At 71.1% G+C, this 15,742-nt stretch carries 17 protein-coding genes; 3 read left to right on the forward strand and 14 right to left on the reverse strand.

Features of this window, described 5'->3' with window-relative positions; all coding sequences use genetic code 11:
• Positions 1 to 4: 4 nt before the first annotated feature.
• The gene (locus DEJ12_RS00825; protein WP_111028718.1) at positions 5 to 955 is read left to right on the forward strand and encodes a hypothetical protein; all 951 of its coding nucleotides are present in this window, start codon (positions 5 to 7) and stop codon (positions 953 to 955) included.
• Positions 952 to 1,971, forward strand: coding sequence for an alpha/beta fold hydrolase (locus DEJ12_RS00830; RefSeq protein WP_111028719.1), 1,020 nt, complete (start codon positions 952 to 954; stop codon positions 1,969 to 1,971). The genes DEJ12_RS00825 and DEJ12_RS00830 overlap by 4 nt, the downstream gene beginning before the upstream one ends.
• 297 nt (positions 1,972 to 2,268) lie before the next feature.
• On the opposite strand, the gene DEJ12_RS00835 is transcribed toward DEJ12_RS00830, so the two are convergent.
• Entirely contained in the window at positions 2,269 to 4,788 is a 2,520-nt protein-coding gene (locus tag DEJ12_RS00835; RefSeq protein ID WP_027467068.1) for an ATP-dependent Clp protease ATP-binding subunit, read from the reverse strand.
• 233 nt (positions 4,789 to 5,021) lie between these two features.
• Positions 5,022 to 5,498 carry a Clp protease N-terminal domain-containing protein gene (locus DEJ12_RS00840; RefSeq protein ID WP_181433073.1) on the reverse strand — a complete coding sequence of 159 codons (477 nt, stop codon included), beginning with the start codon at positions 5,496 to 5,498 and terminating at the stop codon, positions 5,022 to 5,024.
• A 70-nt stretch (positions 5,499 to 5,568) separates the two neighbouring features.
• Between DEJ12_RS00840 and DEJ12_RS00845 the strand changes: the two genes are divergently transcribed.
• Entirely contained in the window at positions 5,569 to 6,501 is a 933-nt protein-coding gene (locus DEJ12_RS00845; protein WP_071404515.1) for an NAD(+)/NADH kinase, read from the forward strand.
• A gap of 181 nt (positions 6,502 to 6,682) precedes the next feature.
• Here DEJ12_RS00845 and DEJ12_RS00850 read toward each other — a convergent pair whose 3' ends face one another.
• The 12 genes from DEJ12_RS00850 to folP form a co-directional block, all read right to left on the reverse strand.
• Positions 6,683 to 7,741 (reverse strand): sigma-70 family RNA polymerase sigma factor, encoded by a 1,059-nt coding sequence (locus DEJ12_RS00850; RefSeq protein ID WP_111028721.1) that lies wholly within the window; start codon positions 7,739 to 7,741, stop codon positions 6,683 to 6,685.
• Between the two features lie 353 nt (positions 7,742 to 8,094).
• The gene (locus DEJ12_RS18195; protein WP_258320880.1) at positions 8,095 to 8,229 is read right to left on the reverse strand and encodes a hypothetical protein; all 135 of its coding nucleotides are present in this window, start codon (positions 8,227 to 8,229) and stop codon (positions 8,095 to 8,097) included.
• Between the two features lie 63 nt (positions 8,230 to 8,292).
• Positions 8,293 to 8,454, reverse strand: a complete 162-nt coding sequence (locus DEJ12_RS17890) for a hypothetical protein (protein WP_181433072.1) — start codon at positions 8,452 to 8,454, stop codon at positions 8,293 to 8,295.
• Positions 8,455 to 8,512: 58 nt separating this feature from the next.
• Positions 8,513 to 8,716 (reverse strand): hypothetical protein, encoded by a 204-nt coding sequence (locus DEJ12_RS00855; RefSeq protein WP_071245264.1) that lies wholly within the window; start codon positions 8,714 to 8,716, stop codon positions 8,513 to 8,515.
• A 29-nt stretch (positions 8,717 to 8,745) separates the two neighbouring features.
• Positions 8,746 to 10,272 (reverse strand): lysine--tRNA ligase, encoded by a 1,527-nt coding sequence (gene lysS / locus DEJ12_RS00860; protein ID WP_111028722.1) that lies wholly within the window; start codon positions 10,270 to 10,272, stop codon positions 8,746 to 8,748.
• Between the two features lie 71 nt (positions 10,273 to 10,343).
• Complete coding sequence (locus tag DEJ12_RS00865; RefSeq protein WP_181421243.1) at positions 10,344 to 11,036, reverse strand: Rossmann-like and DUF2520 domain-containing protein; 693 nt, start codon at positions 11,034 to 11,036, stop codon at positions 10,344 to 10,346.
• Positions 11,033 to 12,793 (reverse strand): PH domain-containing protein, encoded by a 1,761-nt coding sequence (locus DEJ12_RS00870; RefSeq protein ID WP_111028723.1) that lies wholly within the window; start codon positions 12,791 to 12,793, stop codon positions 11,033 to 11,035. Before DEJ12_RS00870 ends, DEJ12_RS00865 begins: the two co-directional genes overlap by 4 nt.
• A 9-nt stretch (positions 12,794 to 12,802) precedes the next feature.
• Positions 12,803 to 13,324, reverse strand: coding sequence for a PH domain-containing protein (locus DEJ12_RS00875; protein ID WP_110863569.1), 522 nt, complete (start codon positions 13,322 to 13,324; stop codon positions 12,803 to 12,805).
• A gap of 24 nt (positions 13,325 to 13,348) precedes the next feature.
• A complete protein-coding gene (locus DEJ12_RS00880) occupies positions 13,349 to 13,840 on the reverse strand; it encodes a DUF3180 domain-containing protein (RefSeq protein ID WP_071404509.1) in 492 nt (163 codons plus the stop codon).
• A complete protein-coding gene (gene folK, locus DEJ12_RS00885; RefSeq protein WP_035809345.1) occupies positions 13,837 to 14,391 on the reverse strand; it encodes a 2-amino-4-hydroxy-6-hydroxymethyldihydropteridine diphosphokinase in 555 nt (184 codons plus the stop codon). Before folK ends, DEJ12_RS00880 begins: the two co-directional genes overlap by 4 nt.
• Entirely contained in the window at positions 14,388 to 14,777 is a 390-nt protein-coding gene (gene folB, locus DEJ12_RS00890) for a dihydroneopterin aldolase (protein WP_071404507.1), read from the reverse strand. The genes folK and folB overlap by 4 nt, the downstream gene beginning before the upstream one ends.
• A complete protein-coding gene (gene folP / locus DEJ12_RS00895; RefSeq protein WP_173032459.1) occupies positions 14,774 to 15,742 on the reverse strand; it encodes a dihydropteroate synthase in 969 nt (322 codons plus the stop codon). The genes folB and folP overlap by 4 nt, the downstream gene beginning before the upstream one ends.

Raw genomic sequence — 15,742 nt, forward strand, 5'->3', positions numbered from 1 at the left:
CGCGGTGACGCTGCACGTCTGGGGGTCGATCCCGGTCTGGCTGATCCTGGCGGTGCTGGTCGCCCGGCTGCTCCTGGTGCGCACCCAGTCCGCCAGCGTCACCTGGCTGATGGTCTGCTGCAGCTGCGTCGCCGTCGGGCTCACGATCAACCAGCCCGACGTGACGACGTTCCTCGCCGGCGTGACGCACGTGCCGAACATCGCCGACCTGATCGGCCGCTGCCTGATGGTGTGCGGCATGTTCGCCCTCGCGCAGTCGGTCGAGGCCGCAGCACGCTCCGCCAAGCTCCTGCGCGCCAGCCGCATCATCGGCTGCGTGCTCGTGCTCGTCGCCCTCGTCGTGCTGTTCAGCCTCATCGACGCGCCGACCCCCACGGCGCAGTTCATGGTGGCATACGGCGACCAGCTGCCGACCGCGCTCTACTCGGCGGTCGAGATGACCTACATCGCCATCGTGATCGCCCGGTCGGCCGTCGCCGTGCTGCACGGCTTCCGGAGCGGCGACGGGCTCGGCCGCCTGTACTGGCTCTTCGTCGTCGGTGCCGCCGGCCTCGTGCTGCTCGCCGGCATCGCGATCGCCCTCGACGCCGTGCACGTCGCCGGCGCGGACGGTGCGGTCGGGGTCCTGTCGACGCTCTACACCCCGGTGTTCCTCGGCTCGATGGTCCTGCTCGCCATCGGCGCGGCCGGCGGCGTCCTGCCCGACGCCGCACGGGAGTTCCGCGACTGGCGGGCCGCCCGACGCCGGTTCCGCGTGCTCGAACCGGAACTCCAGCGGCTCGAGACGGCATCGGGCAACACCGGGCTCTACTTCACGATCGTGTGGCAGCGTCGCCAGTGGCGGAGTCGGCAGCACCGACTGTCCGTCGAGATCGAAGACCGCGCGCGCGAGGCCGGGCAAGCAGTGCCGGCCGCTGCGGCGCTCACCACGGCACGACTCAGGGAGATCACATGACCGGCGCACGCATCACGGCACTCGGGACCGCGGCAGGGGCGGTCGGCACGCTCGGACTCGGCGCGTTCGTCGCACGGCGGTTGCTGTTCCCCACGCCGTACGAGGCGACCGCCACGGTCCGCAGCGCCACGGACACCGAGGTCGAGCTGACCGCCACCCGCGACACCCGCCTGCCGGGCACCTACGACCTGCAGCATGACGGCACCCGGGTGCAGGTCGGCGCGATCACCACCGCGAGCACGGAGACCGGGACCGGCAGCGACGGCGACACCGTCCGCCGCAGCGTCACCGTCCCCGTGGCGACCGGTGCGTGGGGCTGGGACGCCCTGCGGTACGACGGACCGGACGACGTGCCCGGTACCGAGCCCGAGGCCGCCACGACCCACGTGGTCCACGTGCACGGCCAGTCCCTCGGCCCGCGCCAGGTCCTGCGCGGTGTCGGCGTCTGGCGTGCGCTCGGCGCCTCGTCCGAGATCGTCGACACCACCGACCTGCCGCTCCGCTCCCTCGACGCCGGGACAGCGGACCGCATCGTCGCCGCCGTCCGCGCCGCCCGGGCCCGCGGTGCCCAGCGCGTCGTACTGCAGGGCTGGTCCGCCGGCGCGCTCGCCTGCTCCGTCGCCGCCGCACGCGTCGACGTCGACGGAATCGTGGCCGTCTCGCCCCTGCTCGACGTCGCCTCGGCACTCCGCGGAGCCGTCCGGGGCGCGCACCTGCCCGCGTTCGTCGGCACCGTCGCCGCCCGCATCGCGACCACGAACGTGCTGTCGCGGCTCGCCGGGGCCCCGACTCCCGTCACGACGACCGCCTGGCAGGACTCGTCGACGCCGACGCTGCTGATCCACTCCGAGGCCGACGCACTGGTCGCCGCGGACGACGTCGCCGACGCCGCGCGGCAGGGCGCCACCACGGTCACGTTCCGCGCGGCACCGCACACGCTCGAGTGGAACGAGGACCCGGAGCGCTGGGAGCGCGCCGTCCGCGACTTCGCCGCACAGCTGCCCGACGCCGCCTGACGCCACGGGCGCCCGCCCGCACGGACGACCGACACCGTCCCCGAACGCGCAACGGCCCCGGTCTGCGAACAGACCGGGGCCGGCTGCGTCTCGATCCGTTGGGGGGAACCGATCGAGCGCGACGCGCGAGGAGTTGGGGGGAACGTCTCGCGCGTTGCCATCACAGTACCCCCGGACGGGGGTCCGTGGCCGCAAGGACGCGCAGATCGGCGATGCGGGATCTGAACGCGACCCGGGAACGGACAGGAGGCCCGGTGCCAGCTGGCACCGAGCCTCCTGTCCGTGGGGTGTCAGGTCCTAGGACTCGATCTCGCCCTGGGGCGTGTCGGTCGCGGCCTCGACCGCGGCTGCACCGGCGAGGACCTCTTCGCGGCCCGGCTGACGCCCGGTCTCGAAGTGGAACGCACCGTCGACGAAGTCGACCTTCACGTGGTCGCCGGCGTTGAGCTCACCCTGCAGGATGTGCTCGGACAGCTGGTCCTCGACCTCGTGCTGCATCGCGCGACGCAGGGGCCGAGCACCGAGGGACGGGTCGAACCCGACCTTGATGAGCTGCTCCTTGGCCGGCAGCGTGAGCTCGACGGTCATGTCGCGGTCGAGCAGGCGGTCGGCCAGACGCTTCACGAACAGGTCCACGATCTGCAGCAGCTCGGGCTGCGACAGCTGCGGGAACACGATCGTGTCGTCGACACGGTTCAGGAACTCGGGCTTGAAGTGCTTCTTGAGCTCCTCGTTGACCTTGCCGCGCATGCGGTCGTAGCCGACGGCCGAGTCACCCTCGACCTGGAAGCCCACCGGGCCACCGGCGATGCCCTGCGAACCGAGGTTCGTGGTCATGATGATGACGGTGTTCTTGAAGTCGACCACTCGGCCCTGACCGTCGGTGAGACGGCCTTCCTCGAGCACCTGCAGCAGCGAGTTGAAGATGTCCGGGTGGGCCTTCTCGATCTCGTCGAACAGGACCACGGAGAACGGCTTGCGGCGCACCTTCTCGGTGAGCTGGCCGCCCTCCTCGAACCCGACGAACCCGGGAGGGGCGCCGAACAGGCGGGACACGGTGTGCTTCTCACCGAACTCCGACATGTCGAGGGAGATCAGCGCACCCTCGTCGTCGAACAGGAACTCGGCGAGGGCCTTGGCGAGCTCGGTCTTCCCGACGCCCGTGGGGCCGGCGAAGATGAACGAGCCGGAGGGACGGTTCGGGTCCTTCAGGCCGGCACGGGTACGGCGGATGGTCTTGGACAGGGCCGAGATGGCCTCTTCCTGACCGATGACGCGCTCGTGCAGTGCCTTCTCCATGAAGACGAGACGCGAGGTCTCCTCTTCGGTGAGCTTGAACACCGGGATGCCCGTGGCCTGGGCCAGGACCTCGGCGATGATGCCCTCGTCGACGGTGCCGGACGCGGCGACGTCACCCGCACGCCACTGCTTCTCGAGGCGGAGACGCTCGCCGAGGAGCTTCTTCTCCTCGTCGCGCAGGCTCGCGGCCTTCTCGAAGTCCTGCTCCTCGATGGCGGCTTCCTTCGACCCGCGGACCGTCGAGATCTTCTCGTCGAACTCGCGGAGCTCCGGCGGTGCCGACAGAATCGACAGACGCAGGCGAGCGCCGGCCTCGTCGATCAGGTCGATGGCCTTGTCCGGCAGGAAGCGGTCCTGCACGTAGCGGTCCGCCAGGTTCGCCGCGGCGACGATCGCGCCGTCGGTGATGGACACCTTGTGGAACGCCTCGTACTTGTCGCGCAGACCCTTGAGGATGTTGATCGCGTGGGGCAGCGACGGCTCGTTGACCTGCACCGGCTGGAAGCGACGCTCGAGTGCGGCGTCCTTCTCGAAGTGCTTGCGGTACTCGTCGAGCGTGGTGGCACCGATGGTCTGGAGCTCACCGCGGGCGAGGAGCGGCTTGAGGATCGAGGCCGCGTCGATCGCGCCCTCGGCTGCACCGGCACCGACGAGCGTGTGGATCTCGTCGATGAAGACGATGATGTCGCCGCGGGTGCGGATCTCCTTCGTGACCTTCTTCAGGCGCTCCTCGAAGTCACCGCGGTAGCGGGACCCGGCGATGAGCGACCCGAGGTCGAGCGAGTAGAGCTGCTTGTCCTTCAGCGTCTCGGGCACGTCGCCCTTGACGATCGCCTGGGCGAGGCCCTCGACGACGGCGGTCTTGCCGACGCCGGGCTCACCGATCAGGACGGGGTTGTTCTTGGAGCGGCGGGAGAGGATCTGCATGACCCGCTCCATCTCCTTCTCGCGCCCGATGACGGGGTCGAGCTTGCCGTCACGCGCGGCCTGGGTGAGGTTCCGACCGAACTGGTCGAGGACCTGCGAACCCTGCTGCGCGTTCTGCTGCTGCTCGCCGCCGACGGCGACCGCTTCCTTGCCCTGGTAGCCGGACAGGAGCTGGATGACCTGCTGGCGCACCCGGTTCAGGTCGGCGCCGAGCTTCACGAGGACCTGGGCTGCGACACCCTCGCCCTCGCGGATCAGGCCGAGCAGGATGTGCTCCGTGCCGATGTAGTTGTGGCCGAGCTGCAGCGCCTCGCGCAGGGACAGCTCGAGCACCTTCTTGGCGCGCGGCGTGAACGGGATGTGCCCGGTCGGCTGCTGCTGGCCCTGCCCGATGATGTCCTGGACCTGCTCGCGCACGGCGTCGAGCGAGATGCCCAGCGACTCCAGCGCCTTGGCGGCGACGCCCTCGCCCTCGTGGATGAGGCCGAGGAGGATGTGCTCGGTGCCGATGTAGTTGTGGTTGAGCATCTTCGCTTCTTCTTGAGCGAGGACGACAACACGACGGGCCCGGTCGGTGAATCTCTCGAACATGTGCTCTCCCTTGGCCCCTGATGAGCGGAGCCGACGCTGTGCCGGTCTCGTGTGAGTCCGGCCAAGTACTTCGAGAGTAACCAGCGCTCCCCCCGGGGGCTGCCCCTGTTCGCCGTGGGCGTGACCAGGGTGCGTCTTGTGCGCAGTGAGCGAACGACGAGACGGACGAGACGGACTGGAGGGCCGTGGCGGGATCGCCACGGGCCTCCAGTCCGCTTGTCGGTCGCGCTGGGTCAGGCGCGCCGCACCGCGCGACGCAGGTCACGTCGGAAGCGGCGCGCGTCGACGCCCAGGGCGTCGAGGACGTCGTGCGCCGATCCGGCGAGCGGATCGTCGACCGAGTCGAGCACGGCGAGGACGACGTGCGGCGGTCGGATGCGCTCCGAACGGCCGGCGATCGTCGCGGCTCGGGCGAGCACGCGCATCGCAGCGGGCGTGCACGCGACCCGGTCGTGTTCGCCGGGGCAGGTGGTGTGGGCGCCGACGAAGGCGCGGATGCCGGAGCGGACGGTGTCCGGAGTGATCCGGTGGGCGTCGAGGAGGGGGCGGAAGCGGGGCATGCCGGCGCAGAGCGTGACGGCGGCCAGCAGCAGGTGTTCGGCGTCGACGAAGCCGAAGCCGGACTCGTGGGATTCGAGGTCGGCGAGCAGCACGATCTCGCGGCCGTGCCGGACGGAAGGGAGGGCGACGGAGAGTTGAGCGGTCTGCATGTATTCAGAATATCGCATGTCTCTGCGAAGAGACAGACCGCATCGGAGGTCCGCTCGGTACGATCCGGTCATGGAGCAGCCCGTCGTCGGCCTCGTCGTCCACCCGACCAAGAACGTGCAGGAGTCCGTGACGACCCTGCAGCGCTGGAACGCGTCCGGCCAGGGCGAGCTGCTCGCCCGGCGTGCGGACGCCCAGCGCATCGGTGGCGGGGTCGACGTGGTCGACGACGACGACTTCACGGACCGCGTCGACCTGGTCGTGGCCCTCGGCGGCGACGGCACCATGCTCGGCGCGATGCGGCTCGTGGCGAAGCGCCCGGTGCCCGTCCTCGGCGTGAACTACGGCAACGTCGGGTTCCTGGTCGAGATCGAGCCGCCCGAGCTCGAGAGCGCGCTCGAACGGCTGTCCGCCGGCGAGTACCAGCTCGAACCGCACCACGCGCTCGAGGCCCGGTTGTCCTGGGGTGGTGCCCGCACCGACTACCTGGCGTTCAACGACCTGACCATCGTGCGGCGACCCGGCTCCGGGCAGGTGTCGGCCGACCTCAGCGTCGGGGGCCTCGGGTACGGGTACTACCGAGCCGACGCCATCGTGGCCGCCACCCCGGCCGGCTCCACCGCGTACAACTACGCCGCCGGTGGGCCGGTGCTCTCCCCCGCGCTGTCCGGCTCCGTGGTGACGCCGGTCGCGCCGATGGCCGGGATCGACCGCTCGGTGGTGCTCGCCGCGCGGGAGCGCTACCGGTTCGACATCGCCGAGGGCACCAGGAGCGCGGCGCTCGAGGTCGACGGGCTCGTGGTCGGCGAGGTGGCCACCGGGGCGCAGATCGACATGCGGCTCCGCAAGGACGCCGGCAGCGTGGTGCGCCTCGACGCCGAGCGGCACGGGCGCACCGGACGCGTGAAGCTCAGCCTGCTCGACCTGCCGGTGCGTCCCGACCAGCTGGTCGAGCTCATCCCGAGCGACCTGCGGCAGAAGCTCCGGCGCGAGATCGACGACTGACGCCGCGCCGGGGCTGGCCCTGGCTCTGGCGCTGGGCCGGTCCTGGCTCCGGAAACGTGAATGGCCCGCTCGAGCAGTGCTCGAGCGGGCCGTCCCATCACCCCACCGGATCGTCTTCCCACAGAACGACCCGGTTTCCCCGCGCCGGCACGGGTGAACGTGCCGGCCGAAGTCCACTGACCTAGTCGGTCAGGTACAGCTGCATGTCCTGCGAGACCGCCTTGGCGAACAGGCGCAGCTTCGCGCGCGACTCCACCCGGCTGACGGCCTGGCGGGTCGTGTGCACGATCTTCGAGATCTCGTCGAGGGTCATCGGCTTGTCGTCGTCCAGGCCGTAGCGCATGCGGATGACGTTCGCCTCGTCGCTGGGCAGCTCGGCGACGATGGAGCGGATGTCGCGGTGCAGCAGCGTCGTCTCGGTGAGCTCGTTCGGGCTCGCGGCGTCCTCGTCCTCGATGAAGTCACCGAGTTCGCTGTCGTCGGAGTCGCCGACCACGGTGTGGATCGACACCGGCTCGTGCGAGCGACCCTTGAGGTCGACGAGTTCCTCGACGCTCATGCTCAGCTCGGCGGCGACCTCGTCCGGCATCGGTGCACGGCCGAGGTCGACGGTCAGGTCACGCTCGGTGCGCGAGATCTTGTTGATGAGCTCGACGGTGTGCACCGGGATGCGGATCGTGCGTGCCTTGTCGGCGAGACCACGCGAGATGGCCTGGCGGATCCACCAGGTGGCGTAGGTCGAGAACTTGTAGCCCTGCGTGAAGTCGAACTTCTCGACGGCACGGACCAGGCCGAGGTTGCCTTCCTGGATGACGTCCATGAAGGGCAGGCCGCGCTGCGAGTACCGCTTGGCGATGCTCACGACGAGGCGGAGGTTCGAGGTGATCATGCGCTCCTTGGCGCGCTCACCGTCACGGACCAGCCAGCGGAGTTCACGCTGCAGGGTCTTCGCGAGACCCTTCTCGGTGGCGAGCTTCTCTTCGGCGAAGAGCCCGACCTCGATGCGGCGTGCGATCTGCGCTTCTTCCTCGGCGGTGAGGAGCGAGAGACGGCCGATGTGACGGAGGTAGTCGCCGACCTGGTCGACCGAGGCGCCGCGGACACCGGCGAGCTGCTCGTCGGCCTCGACCTCGGTGTCGAGGGAGGTGGTGGCGGACTCGGCGGTCGCGGTCTTCGATGCCGATGCCTTCTTGGTGGCGGTGCGGCGGGTGGTGCTGGGTGCAGCCGTTGCGATCGTCATGGTGTTTCTCCCTGCGTTCGACGGTGATGGCTTCGTGGGGCGTTGCCGGGGGGTGCTGATGAGTAAAGCGGCCCGGAGGTGTACCCCACAAATCGTTCGGAGCGATTCTCAGGGTTCTCCGTGCTTCATCATCGAAAGCGTCCCCCGCGGGGTACAGCCCACCGCCAGTCTGGTCCCCCAATCGGCCCTGGTTCAAGCGGATAACGCCGTGTTTCCGGCGTTGCAGGCGTGTTTCACCAGCGTTTCCGATCGTGTACCCCAGGCGACTGCGTACTCCGGACATGCAAAAGGGGTACGTCCGACCGGATCAGTGCGATCTGGTCGTCGTACCCCGAATACCGAATGGGTGGGGGTCACCAGGAGGGTTCGAGCCACCCGTCCCGGCGCTTGGAGACCTCGAGGTCTGCGTCTCGGTCGAACTCGTCGTACTCGCTCTCGATGTCACCGACGAGGCTGCGGCCCGTGAAGGGATGTGCGGTGGTTGCCATGCGGACGATGCTCACCCCGGCACGCGTCGGCGAGGTGAACGGTGCGTGACGGTCCGTCGGCGCTCAGACGTCGAGGTCGTCGACGTCGCCCTCGTCGTCGAGGGGTCCGTCGTCGCTGCCGACGGGCGAGACGGACGCCTCGGACGCCGGGTGTCCGAAGGCGTCCTCCACGTCGAGGTCGTCGAGGTCATCGACGCCGGCGGCGGACTCCGGGATGGTGGGCATGCGCGACAGGATCACACCGCGCGGTGAACACGGGGTGAAGTGGATCGTGCGCGGGCGGCTACTCGGCCGACGTCGGAGCCGGCGCGGGGCGACCGTGCTCACGCTCGAAGCGGGCGCGCTCCTCGGCCTCGACCTTGGCGTACGCGGCACGCTCGGTCCGGTCGGCACGCATGATCGCGCGCATCACGAACCAGAAGATCAGGCCGACGACGATGGTCGGCGTCAGGGCGAAGACGATCCCGCTTACGACTCCTTCAGGCACCCGAGCATCGTACCCCGGTGAACCGGGAGCTACTTGACCAGCGGGAACAGGATCGTCTCGCGGATGCCCAGGCCCGTGATGGCCATGAGCAGGCGGTCGATCCCCATGCCCATGCCGCCCGACGGGGGCATCGCGTGCTCCAGTGCCCGCAGGAAGTCCTCGTCGACGCGCATCGCCTCGAGGTCACCGCCGGCCGCGAGCTTCGCCTGCTCGACGAACCGCTCCCGCTGCACGACCGGGTCGACGAGCTCCGAGTACGCCGTGCCGAGCTCGAAGCCGCGGACGTACAGGTCCCACTTCTCGACGACGCCCGGACGGGTGCGGTGCTGCCGGGTGAGCGGCGAGGTGTCGACCGGGAAGTTCATCACGAAGGTCGGGCGGTCGAGCGAGTCGATGACGAAGTGCTCCCAGAGCTCCTCGACGTACTTGCCGTGCGTGGCGTGGGCGACCTCGACGCCCTCGGCCTCGGCGAGCGCCTGCAGCTCGGACAGCGGGGTCTCCGGGCTGATCGCGCGCCCCGCGGCCTCGGACAGCGAGCCGTACATGTCGATGCGGGGCCACTCGCCACCCAGGTCGTAGGTGCTGCCGTCGGGCAGGGTGACCTCGAGCGCACCACCGGTGACCGCGCGGGTCGCGTTCTGCACGAGCTCCTGCGTCAGGTCGGCCATCTGCTCGTAGTTGCCGTACGCCTGGTACGCCTCGACCATCGCGAACTCGGGCGAGTGCGACGAGTCGGCACCCTCGTTCCGGAAGTTCCGGTTGATCTCGAACACCCGGTCGATGCCACCGACGACGGCGCGCTTCAGGAACAGCTCGGGTGCGATGCGCAGGAACAGCTCGGTGTCGAACGCGTTCGAGTGCGTCACGAACGGTCGTGCCGAGGCGCCGCCGTGCTGGGTCTGCAGCATCGGGGTCTCGACCTCGAGGTACTCGTGCGCGGTGAAGGTCTGGCGGAGCGAGGCCATCACGGCAGCGCGGGCACGCACGGTGGCGCGGGCCTCGTCGCGGACGATGAGGTCGAGGTAGCGCTGGCGGACCCGCGTCTCCTCGTTGAGCTCGTTGTGCAGGTTCGGCAGCGGCAGGATCGCCTTCGCCGCGATCGCCCAGTCGTCGACCATGATCGACAGCTCGCCGCGGCGCGAGGAGATCACGCGGCCGTGCACGAACACGTGGTCGCCGAGGTCGACGAACTCCTTCCAGCGGGCGAGGGACTCGTCGCCCACCTCGGCCAGGGAGACCATCGCCTGGATGCGCGAGCCGTCGCCCGACTGCAGGGACGCGAAGCAGAGCTTGCCGGTGTTGCGGGAGAACACCACACGACCCGCGATGCCCACGACGTCCTGGGTCTCCTCGCCGGTCTCCAGGTGCGCGTACTGCTCGCGCACGGCCGGGATCGTCGTGGTGATGGGGAGCTCGGCGGGGTACGCCTCGATGCCCGACTCCAGCAGCTTCGCCCGCTTGTCGAGCCGGACCTGTCGCTGCTCGCTGGTCTCCTGCTCGGCCAGTGCGGCGGCGTCGGCGATCGCGATGTCGGGGGTGACGGTCTCGTCGGTCATGCGGGTGCGGCTCCGATGGTCGTGGGGGTCGGGGGAAATGCTACCCGCGCCGCGGTCCCGCCCCCGAACCGCTAGAGCGTCGACTGCCCGTCGGCGGCGGTGAGCGCGTTGTCGACGGCGGAGCGGACGAGCGCACCGAGGACACGTCCCGGGTGTTCGACGCCGATGCCGGACAGGGTGCCCGCCGACTGGTCGACGATCGCGGTCGAGAAGCTCACGGCGGCCCGCACCGCATCGGCGTAGGCGGGCCGGTCGCCCTCGGCCACGACGAACGGTTCGGCGCCCATCTCGACCACGAGCGCCTGCGCGATCGGCAGCACGGGCGCCGGGGCGGTCACCGCGCAGTACGCGTCGCGCAGCCGGGACAGGTCGACGCTCGTGCCCGTGAAGGCCATCGCGGGGTGGATCGCCAACGGGATGGCACCGGCCGCCATCGCCGGGGCGAGGATGCCGACGCCGTGGTCCGGGCTGGTGTGCACGACGAGCTGCCCCGGCTGCCAGATCCCGGCGTCCGCCAGCCCCTGCACGAGCGAGGCGAGCTGGTCGTCCGGCACCGCGAGCAGCACGAGTTCGCTCCGCTCCACCAGGTCCGGCGTCGCGAGCACCGGCGCACCGGGCAGCATGGCCTCGGCGCGGTCACGGCCCTCGTCGGACACGGCGGTCACCCCGACGACGGCGTGCTCCGCGTTCGCCAGGGCTGCTCCGAGGACGGGTCCGACCCGTCCGGCGCCGACGATGCCGACCCCGAGACGCCCCGCCCTCATCGTGCGGCTCCGGTCGGTGGGACGTCGTCCCAGCCGGCAGGGACGGCGCCGGACCGGTGGTCCGCCGTCGGTCCGGCAGGGGCTCCGGACCCGGGCACGGTGTCGGCCGCAGCGTGCGTGGCGGCCGCGGGACGGGCCTCCCGTTCGCGCCAGCGGTGGGTCGTGTCGACCGCGGCCGCCTCGACGGCACGCTGCGTCGTCTCCGACCACAGGCGCTGCGCGTCACGCGCGTCGAGCGCGCCGACGCGGGCCGAGACCGGCCCGGCCACGGTGTGGACGTGGACGGCTGCGAGCCGCAGGGCACGCTCGAGGGGACCCTGCTCGACCTTGACGCTCTGCACCCGGGGCAGCGGCACGATGACGAGCGAGCGCCACACGGCACCGAGCCGCAACAGCACCGCACCCTGCACGAACCGGTAGCCGTTGCGGCGGAACGCGAACGGACGGAGCCAGGCGCCACGGCGTGGGGAGTGCACGAAGCCGCCGCGGTCGCCCGAGGTGGTGAGGCTGTCGTCGACGACGTCCACGGCTTCGGCCGCGCCCTCGCGCAGGGCTTCCTGCGACGCCTCGGGGCCGGCGACGACGGTGCCGACGAGCCCGGGCAGGATGATGTCGAGGACCTCGCGGACGTCCGCCGTGGTGCCCACGGGCAGCACGATCGAGGACACCTGCTGGTTGCTCGACGCCCCGTTGCCGGCGCTCGTCGCACGGTTGATGCGGATGTCCCACCAGCCGAACGGACGCCACAGCAGCGGCTGGGCGACGCTGACGGCGTGGATGCGCCCCGGCGGCAGCGTCTCGTTCGACGTCGAGACCAGCCCGAAGCCGATCCGGATGCCGTCGCGGGTCTCGGCGATCGTGTACTGCAGCGAACGGGAGAACTTGCGGACGTAGTAGCCACCGGCACCGAGGACGGCGGGGAACAGCCCGAAGAGCACCGCGAACTCACCGGTGAGCGCGACGCTGACGATCATGCCGGCGATGACGAGCAGCAGGAACAGCGTCGTGCCGGACAGCAGCATCGACGCGATGAGCCGACCCGGACGCACCTTGACGATGCGGGTCGCGTGCACGGCTGCCGGGTCCAGCTCCGGCGAGAACATCTCGTCGACGCGGTCCTGCAGTGCCCCGTGCGACTGCCGCGACGGGCCACCGTGGCCGTCGTCGTCCTTCGCGCCGGACGCCAGCACCAGGATCCGCTGCCGCAGGTCGTCGGCGGCGCGGGCCCCGAGGTAGGCGAGCTGCACGTTGGCGTCGTTGCCGGCCTGCGCGATCTCGAGCTTGGCGGTGCCGAACACCCGGGGCACGAGCGGCCGCTGGATGTTGATGCCCTGGATCCGGTCGAGCCGGGCCTTGCGGTGGTTCCGGAACAGCACGCCCGAGCGCACCTCGACGATCTCGCCGGTGACGCGGAACTCGTGCATGCGCCAGGACAGGTAGAACAACCCGATCAGCACCAGGAGCAGCACCACGATGCCGAGCAGGACCCAGCCGACGACGCCGTGCTCGTACACGTACCGGACCGGGTCACCGTCCTCCTGCTGCTCGCCCGGGATGAAGAACTCGACGAGCTGGTCGCGCAGGCTGTTCAGCACGTAGCCGAGGATGACGATGAGGAAGATCCCGCCCTTGAGCAGCGGGGTGAGCGGGTGCAGGCGGTGCCACTCACCGTCGGTCAGGGGCGCCGCGGCGGCCGCGTTGCCCCGGGTGGGCGGCGCGGGTGGAGCGGGTGGCGGGGTGCCCGGTCGGAAGGTCACGGACGACCCCTACAGTCCGGCGCGACGGGACTCGGCGAGCTCGACGAGGCGGTCACGCAGCTCGTCGGCGTCCGCTGCCGGGACGCCCGGGATCCGGACGTTCGTCGCGGCCGCGGCGGTGACGAACTTGAGCTCGCTCATGCCGAGCGCCCGGTCGAGCGGCCCGCGGGCGACGTCGACGAGCTGCATCCGGCCGTACGGCACGGCCGTGAACCGCTGCCACATGAGGCCGCGGCGCACGACCAGGTCGTCGTCGCGGAGCGCGTAGCCGATGGCCCGGACCCGTCGGGGTGTGAGCGCGGCGGTGATCGCCGTGGTGACCGCCACCACGATGCCGATGGAGAGCCAGACCGTGCCGGCCCCGGAACCGAAGCCGTCGGTGACGATCCCGATGAGCACGCAGCCCGCGGTGAGCACGACACCGATCACGAGCGTGGTGATGAGTTCGGTCCACACGAGCTTCGCGGACACCCGCTGCCAGGCGATCCCACCGAGGCCGAGGCCGGGCTCGTCGAGTCGTTCACGCGGCATCGCGGGCCTCCTGGGGTTGCTCGGTCAGTTCACCGTCGTCGAACCGTTGCGGGGATCGTCACGGTCGTCGTCGTCACCCGGAGGTGCGATGCACATGCGCTCCGCCACGAGTGCGCAGACCGTCAGGACGATCCCGCCCCCGACGGCGATCACGTTCGGCAGGGTCGAGCCTAGCGAAGGCGTCGCGGAACGGGTCAGCAGGTACAGCACGAGGCCGAGGGCGAACCCGCCCAGCAGCGTGCCGCAGATGCTGGACGCCTTCGCGAGCACGACGACCCGCGTCGCGTAGAGCGGGTCGACCGGCCGCTGGCGTCCGGCACCGTCGCGCGCGTGCCGGCGCACCGGGCGCGCCATGAGCACGACGGCGACGCCGATGAACGCGAGCGTCACGCCGAGCGGGATCGAGAACAGGAACGTCGGCAGCTGGCGCGACGCCAGGACGGCGTCGAGTGCGAAGCCGGCGACCACCGTCACGACGGCGATGCTGATCAGCGTGGAGGCGCGGGTGGGCTTCATGCGCTGGTCGCGCTCCCCGCAGGCCGGGAGGCCCGTGCCGGCTCCGCGAACAGGCGCGGCTCGTCGACGCGCTCGGTGTCGTCCCCCACGGCGGTGAGCAGGTCGGCCACCGGTCCGGCACCGGGCAGGACGGCCTCGGGGTCGGCGTCGAGCCACGGGGCGAGCACGAACGCGCGCTCCGCGGCCCGGGGGTGCGGCACGACCAGGGTGTCCGTGGCGATCCGCAGGTCGTCCACCGCGACGACGTCGAGGTCGAGGGTGCGGTCGCCCCACCGGACCTCGCGCGTGCGGCCGTGGGCGTCCTCGATGCCGTGCAGGGCGTCGAGGAAGGCCTGCGGCTCGAGGTCCGTGTCGACGACCACGACGGCGTTCCGGTAGCGGGGCTTCGACGTGTCGAGGCCGTCGAGGGTCACGGCGACGGACTCGACCTCGCGGCTCGAGGCCACCGGCTCGACCCCGGGCAGGGCGGCGATCGCGGTGGCGGCGGCGCGGAGCGTGCTCCCCCGGTCGCCGAGGTTCGCTCCGAGGGCGACGACGACCCGGTGGGTCATTCTTCTTCCTCGTCCGGCACCGTGGCGCCGCGAGCGCGGCGGATGGTGATCGAGACGTCGGTGAACGGCACGGTGATCGGGGCCTGCGGCTTGTGCACCGTGACCTCGGTCGCCAATGCGGCACGGTGGGTGAGCACGGCCGCGGCGATGCGCTCGGCCAGCGTCTCGATCAGGTCGACCGGGTCGCGTTCGATCTCGGCGACGACCTGCTCGGCGAGGACGCCGTAGTGCACGGTGGCATCGAGGTCGTCGCTGCCCGAGGCGGCGCGGGCGTCGAGCTCCACGGCGACGTCGACGACGAAGTCCTGGCCGTCCTCGCGCTCGTGGTCGAAGACGCCGTGGTGTCCGCGGGCGCGGACCCCGGTGAGTCGGATGGTGTCGTTCACGATCGAGCTGCCCTCCAGGCGTCCCAGACGTCGAGCACGGCACGGGTCGGTGCCGGGTCGTGCACGCGCACACCCCACGCGCCGCGTTCGGCGGCGAGCAGGCTGATGGCGGCGGTGGCGAGGTCGCGCTCCCTGGGCGGGGCACCCTCGGGGCTCCCGACACCGTCGAGGAACCGCTTGCGTGAGGCGGCGACGAGCACCGGCAGGCCGATCGAGGCGAAGCGCTCGTAGCCGGCCAGGATCTCCCAGTTCTGCACGCCGTGCTTGGCGAAGCCGAGGCCCGGGTCGATGACGACCTGCTCCTGCCGGACGCCGAGCACGATGAGTTCGGCGACCCGGAGTTCGACCTCGCGCCGGACCTCCTCGACCGCGTGGGTGTACTCGGCGTTGCGGTACATCCGGTCGCTGTGGCCGCGCCAGTGCATGACGACGAAGCCGACCCCCGTCGACGCCACGACCCGGGCCATGTCCGGGTCGGCGAGCCCACCGGAGACGTCGTTGACGATGGCGGCACCGAGGTCGACGGCACGCTCGGCCGTCGCGGCGTTCATCGTGTCGACGCTGACCGGGATGCCCTCGGCGACGAGCTGCTGCACGACCGGCAGCACCCGTTCCTGCTCGACCGGCACGGGCACGCGCTCCGAACCGGGGCGGGTGGACTCGCCACCGACGTCGATGACGTCCGCGCCGGCCGCGACGAGGTCACGTGCGTGCTGCACGGCGGCGTCGTAGGCCTGGTGCAGCCCGCCGTCGCTGAACGAGTCGGGGGTGACGTTGAGGATGCCGAGCACCCGGGTGCGCTCCTCGGCCGGGCCACCGCGGTCACGGCGACGGCCGGTCACGACCTCGGGCACCGGCTGGGGTGCACGGAGGTCGATCGCGACCGTCGCCGGTTCGGCGGCGGCGGCGCGGGCACGACTCACCTCGGCGAGTCGACGCTCTCGTCGCGTCGGCAGCTCGGTCAT

This window comes from Curtobacterium sp. MCLR17_059, from assembly GCF_003234665.1.
Lineage (GTDB): Bacteria > Actinomycetota > Actinomycetes > Actinomycetales > Microbacteriaceae > Curtobacterium > Curtobacterium flaccumfaciens.

Excerpts from the sequence above, each read along its gene's own strand:
- DEJ12_RS17890 (WP_181433072.1), bottom strand. The coding sequence starts at position 8,454 with ATGCCCACCATCCCGGAGTCCGCCGCCGGCGTCGATGACCTCGACGAC.
- DEJ12_RS00875 (WP_110863569.1), bottom strand. The coding sequence starts at position 13,324 with ATGCCGCGTGAACGACTCGACGAGCCCGGCCTCGGCCTCGGTGGGATC.
- folK (WP_035809345.1), bottom strand. The coding sequence starts at position 14,391 with ATGACCCACCGGGTCGTCGTCGCCCTCGGAGCGAACCTCGGCGACCGG.
- DEJ12_RS00845 (WP_071404515.1), top strand. The coding sequence starts at position 5,569 with ATGGAGCAGCCCGTCGTCGGCCTCGTCGTCCACCCGACCAAGAACGTG.
- DEJ12_RS00865 (WP_181421243.1), bottom strand. The coding sequence starts at position 11,036 with ATGAGGGCGGGGCGTCTCGGGGTCGGCATCGTCGGCGCCGGACGGGTC.
- DEJ12_RS00880 (WP_071404509.1), bottom strand. The coding sequence starts at position 13,840 with ATGAAGCCCACCCGCGCCTCCACGCTGATCAGCATCGCCGTCGTGACG.
- DEJ12_RS00835 (WP_027467068.1), bottom strand. The coding sequence starts at position 4,788 with ATGTTCGAGAGATTCACCGACCGGGCCCGTCGTGTTGTCGTCCTCGCT.
- DEJ12_RS18195 (WP_258320880.1), bottom strand. The coding sequence starts at position 8,229 with ATGGCAACCACCGCACATCCCTTCACGGGCCGCAGCCTCGTCGGTGAC.
- folP (WP_173032459.1), bottom strand. The coding sequence starts at position 15,742 with ATGACCGAGCTGCCGACGCGACGAGAGCGTCGACTCGCCGAGGTGAGT.
- DEJ12_RS00840 (WP_181433073.1), bottom strand. The coding sequence starts at position 5,498 with ATGCAGACCGCTCAACTCTCCGTCGCCCTCCCTTCCGTCCGGCACGGC.
- lysS (WP_111028722.1), bottom strand. The coding sequence starts at position 10,272 with ATGACCGACGAGACCGTCACCCCCGACATCGCGATCGCCGACGCCGCC.
- DEJ12_RS00850 (WP_111028721.1), bottom strand. The coding sequence starts at position 7,741 with ATGACGATCGCAACGGCTGCACCCAGCACCACCCGCCGCACCGCCACC.
- DEJ12_RS00830 (WP_111028719.1), top strand. The coding sequence starts at position 952 with ATGACCGGCGCACGCATCACGGCACTCGGGACCGCGGCAGGGGCGGTC.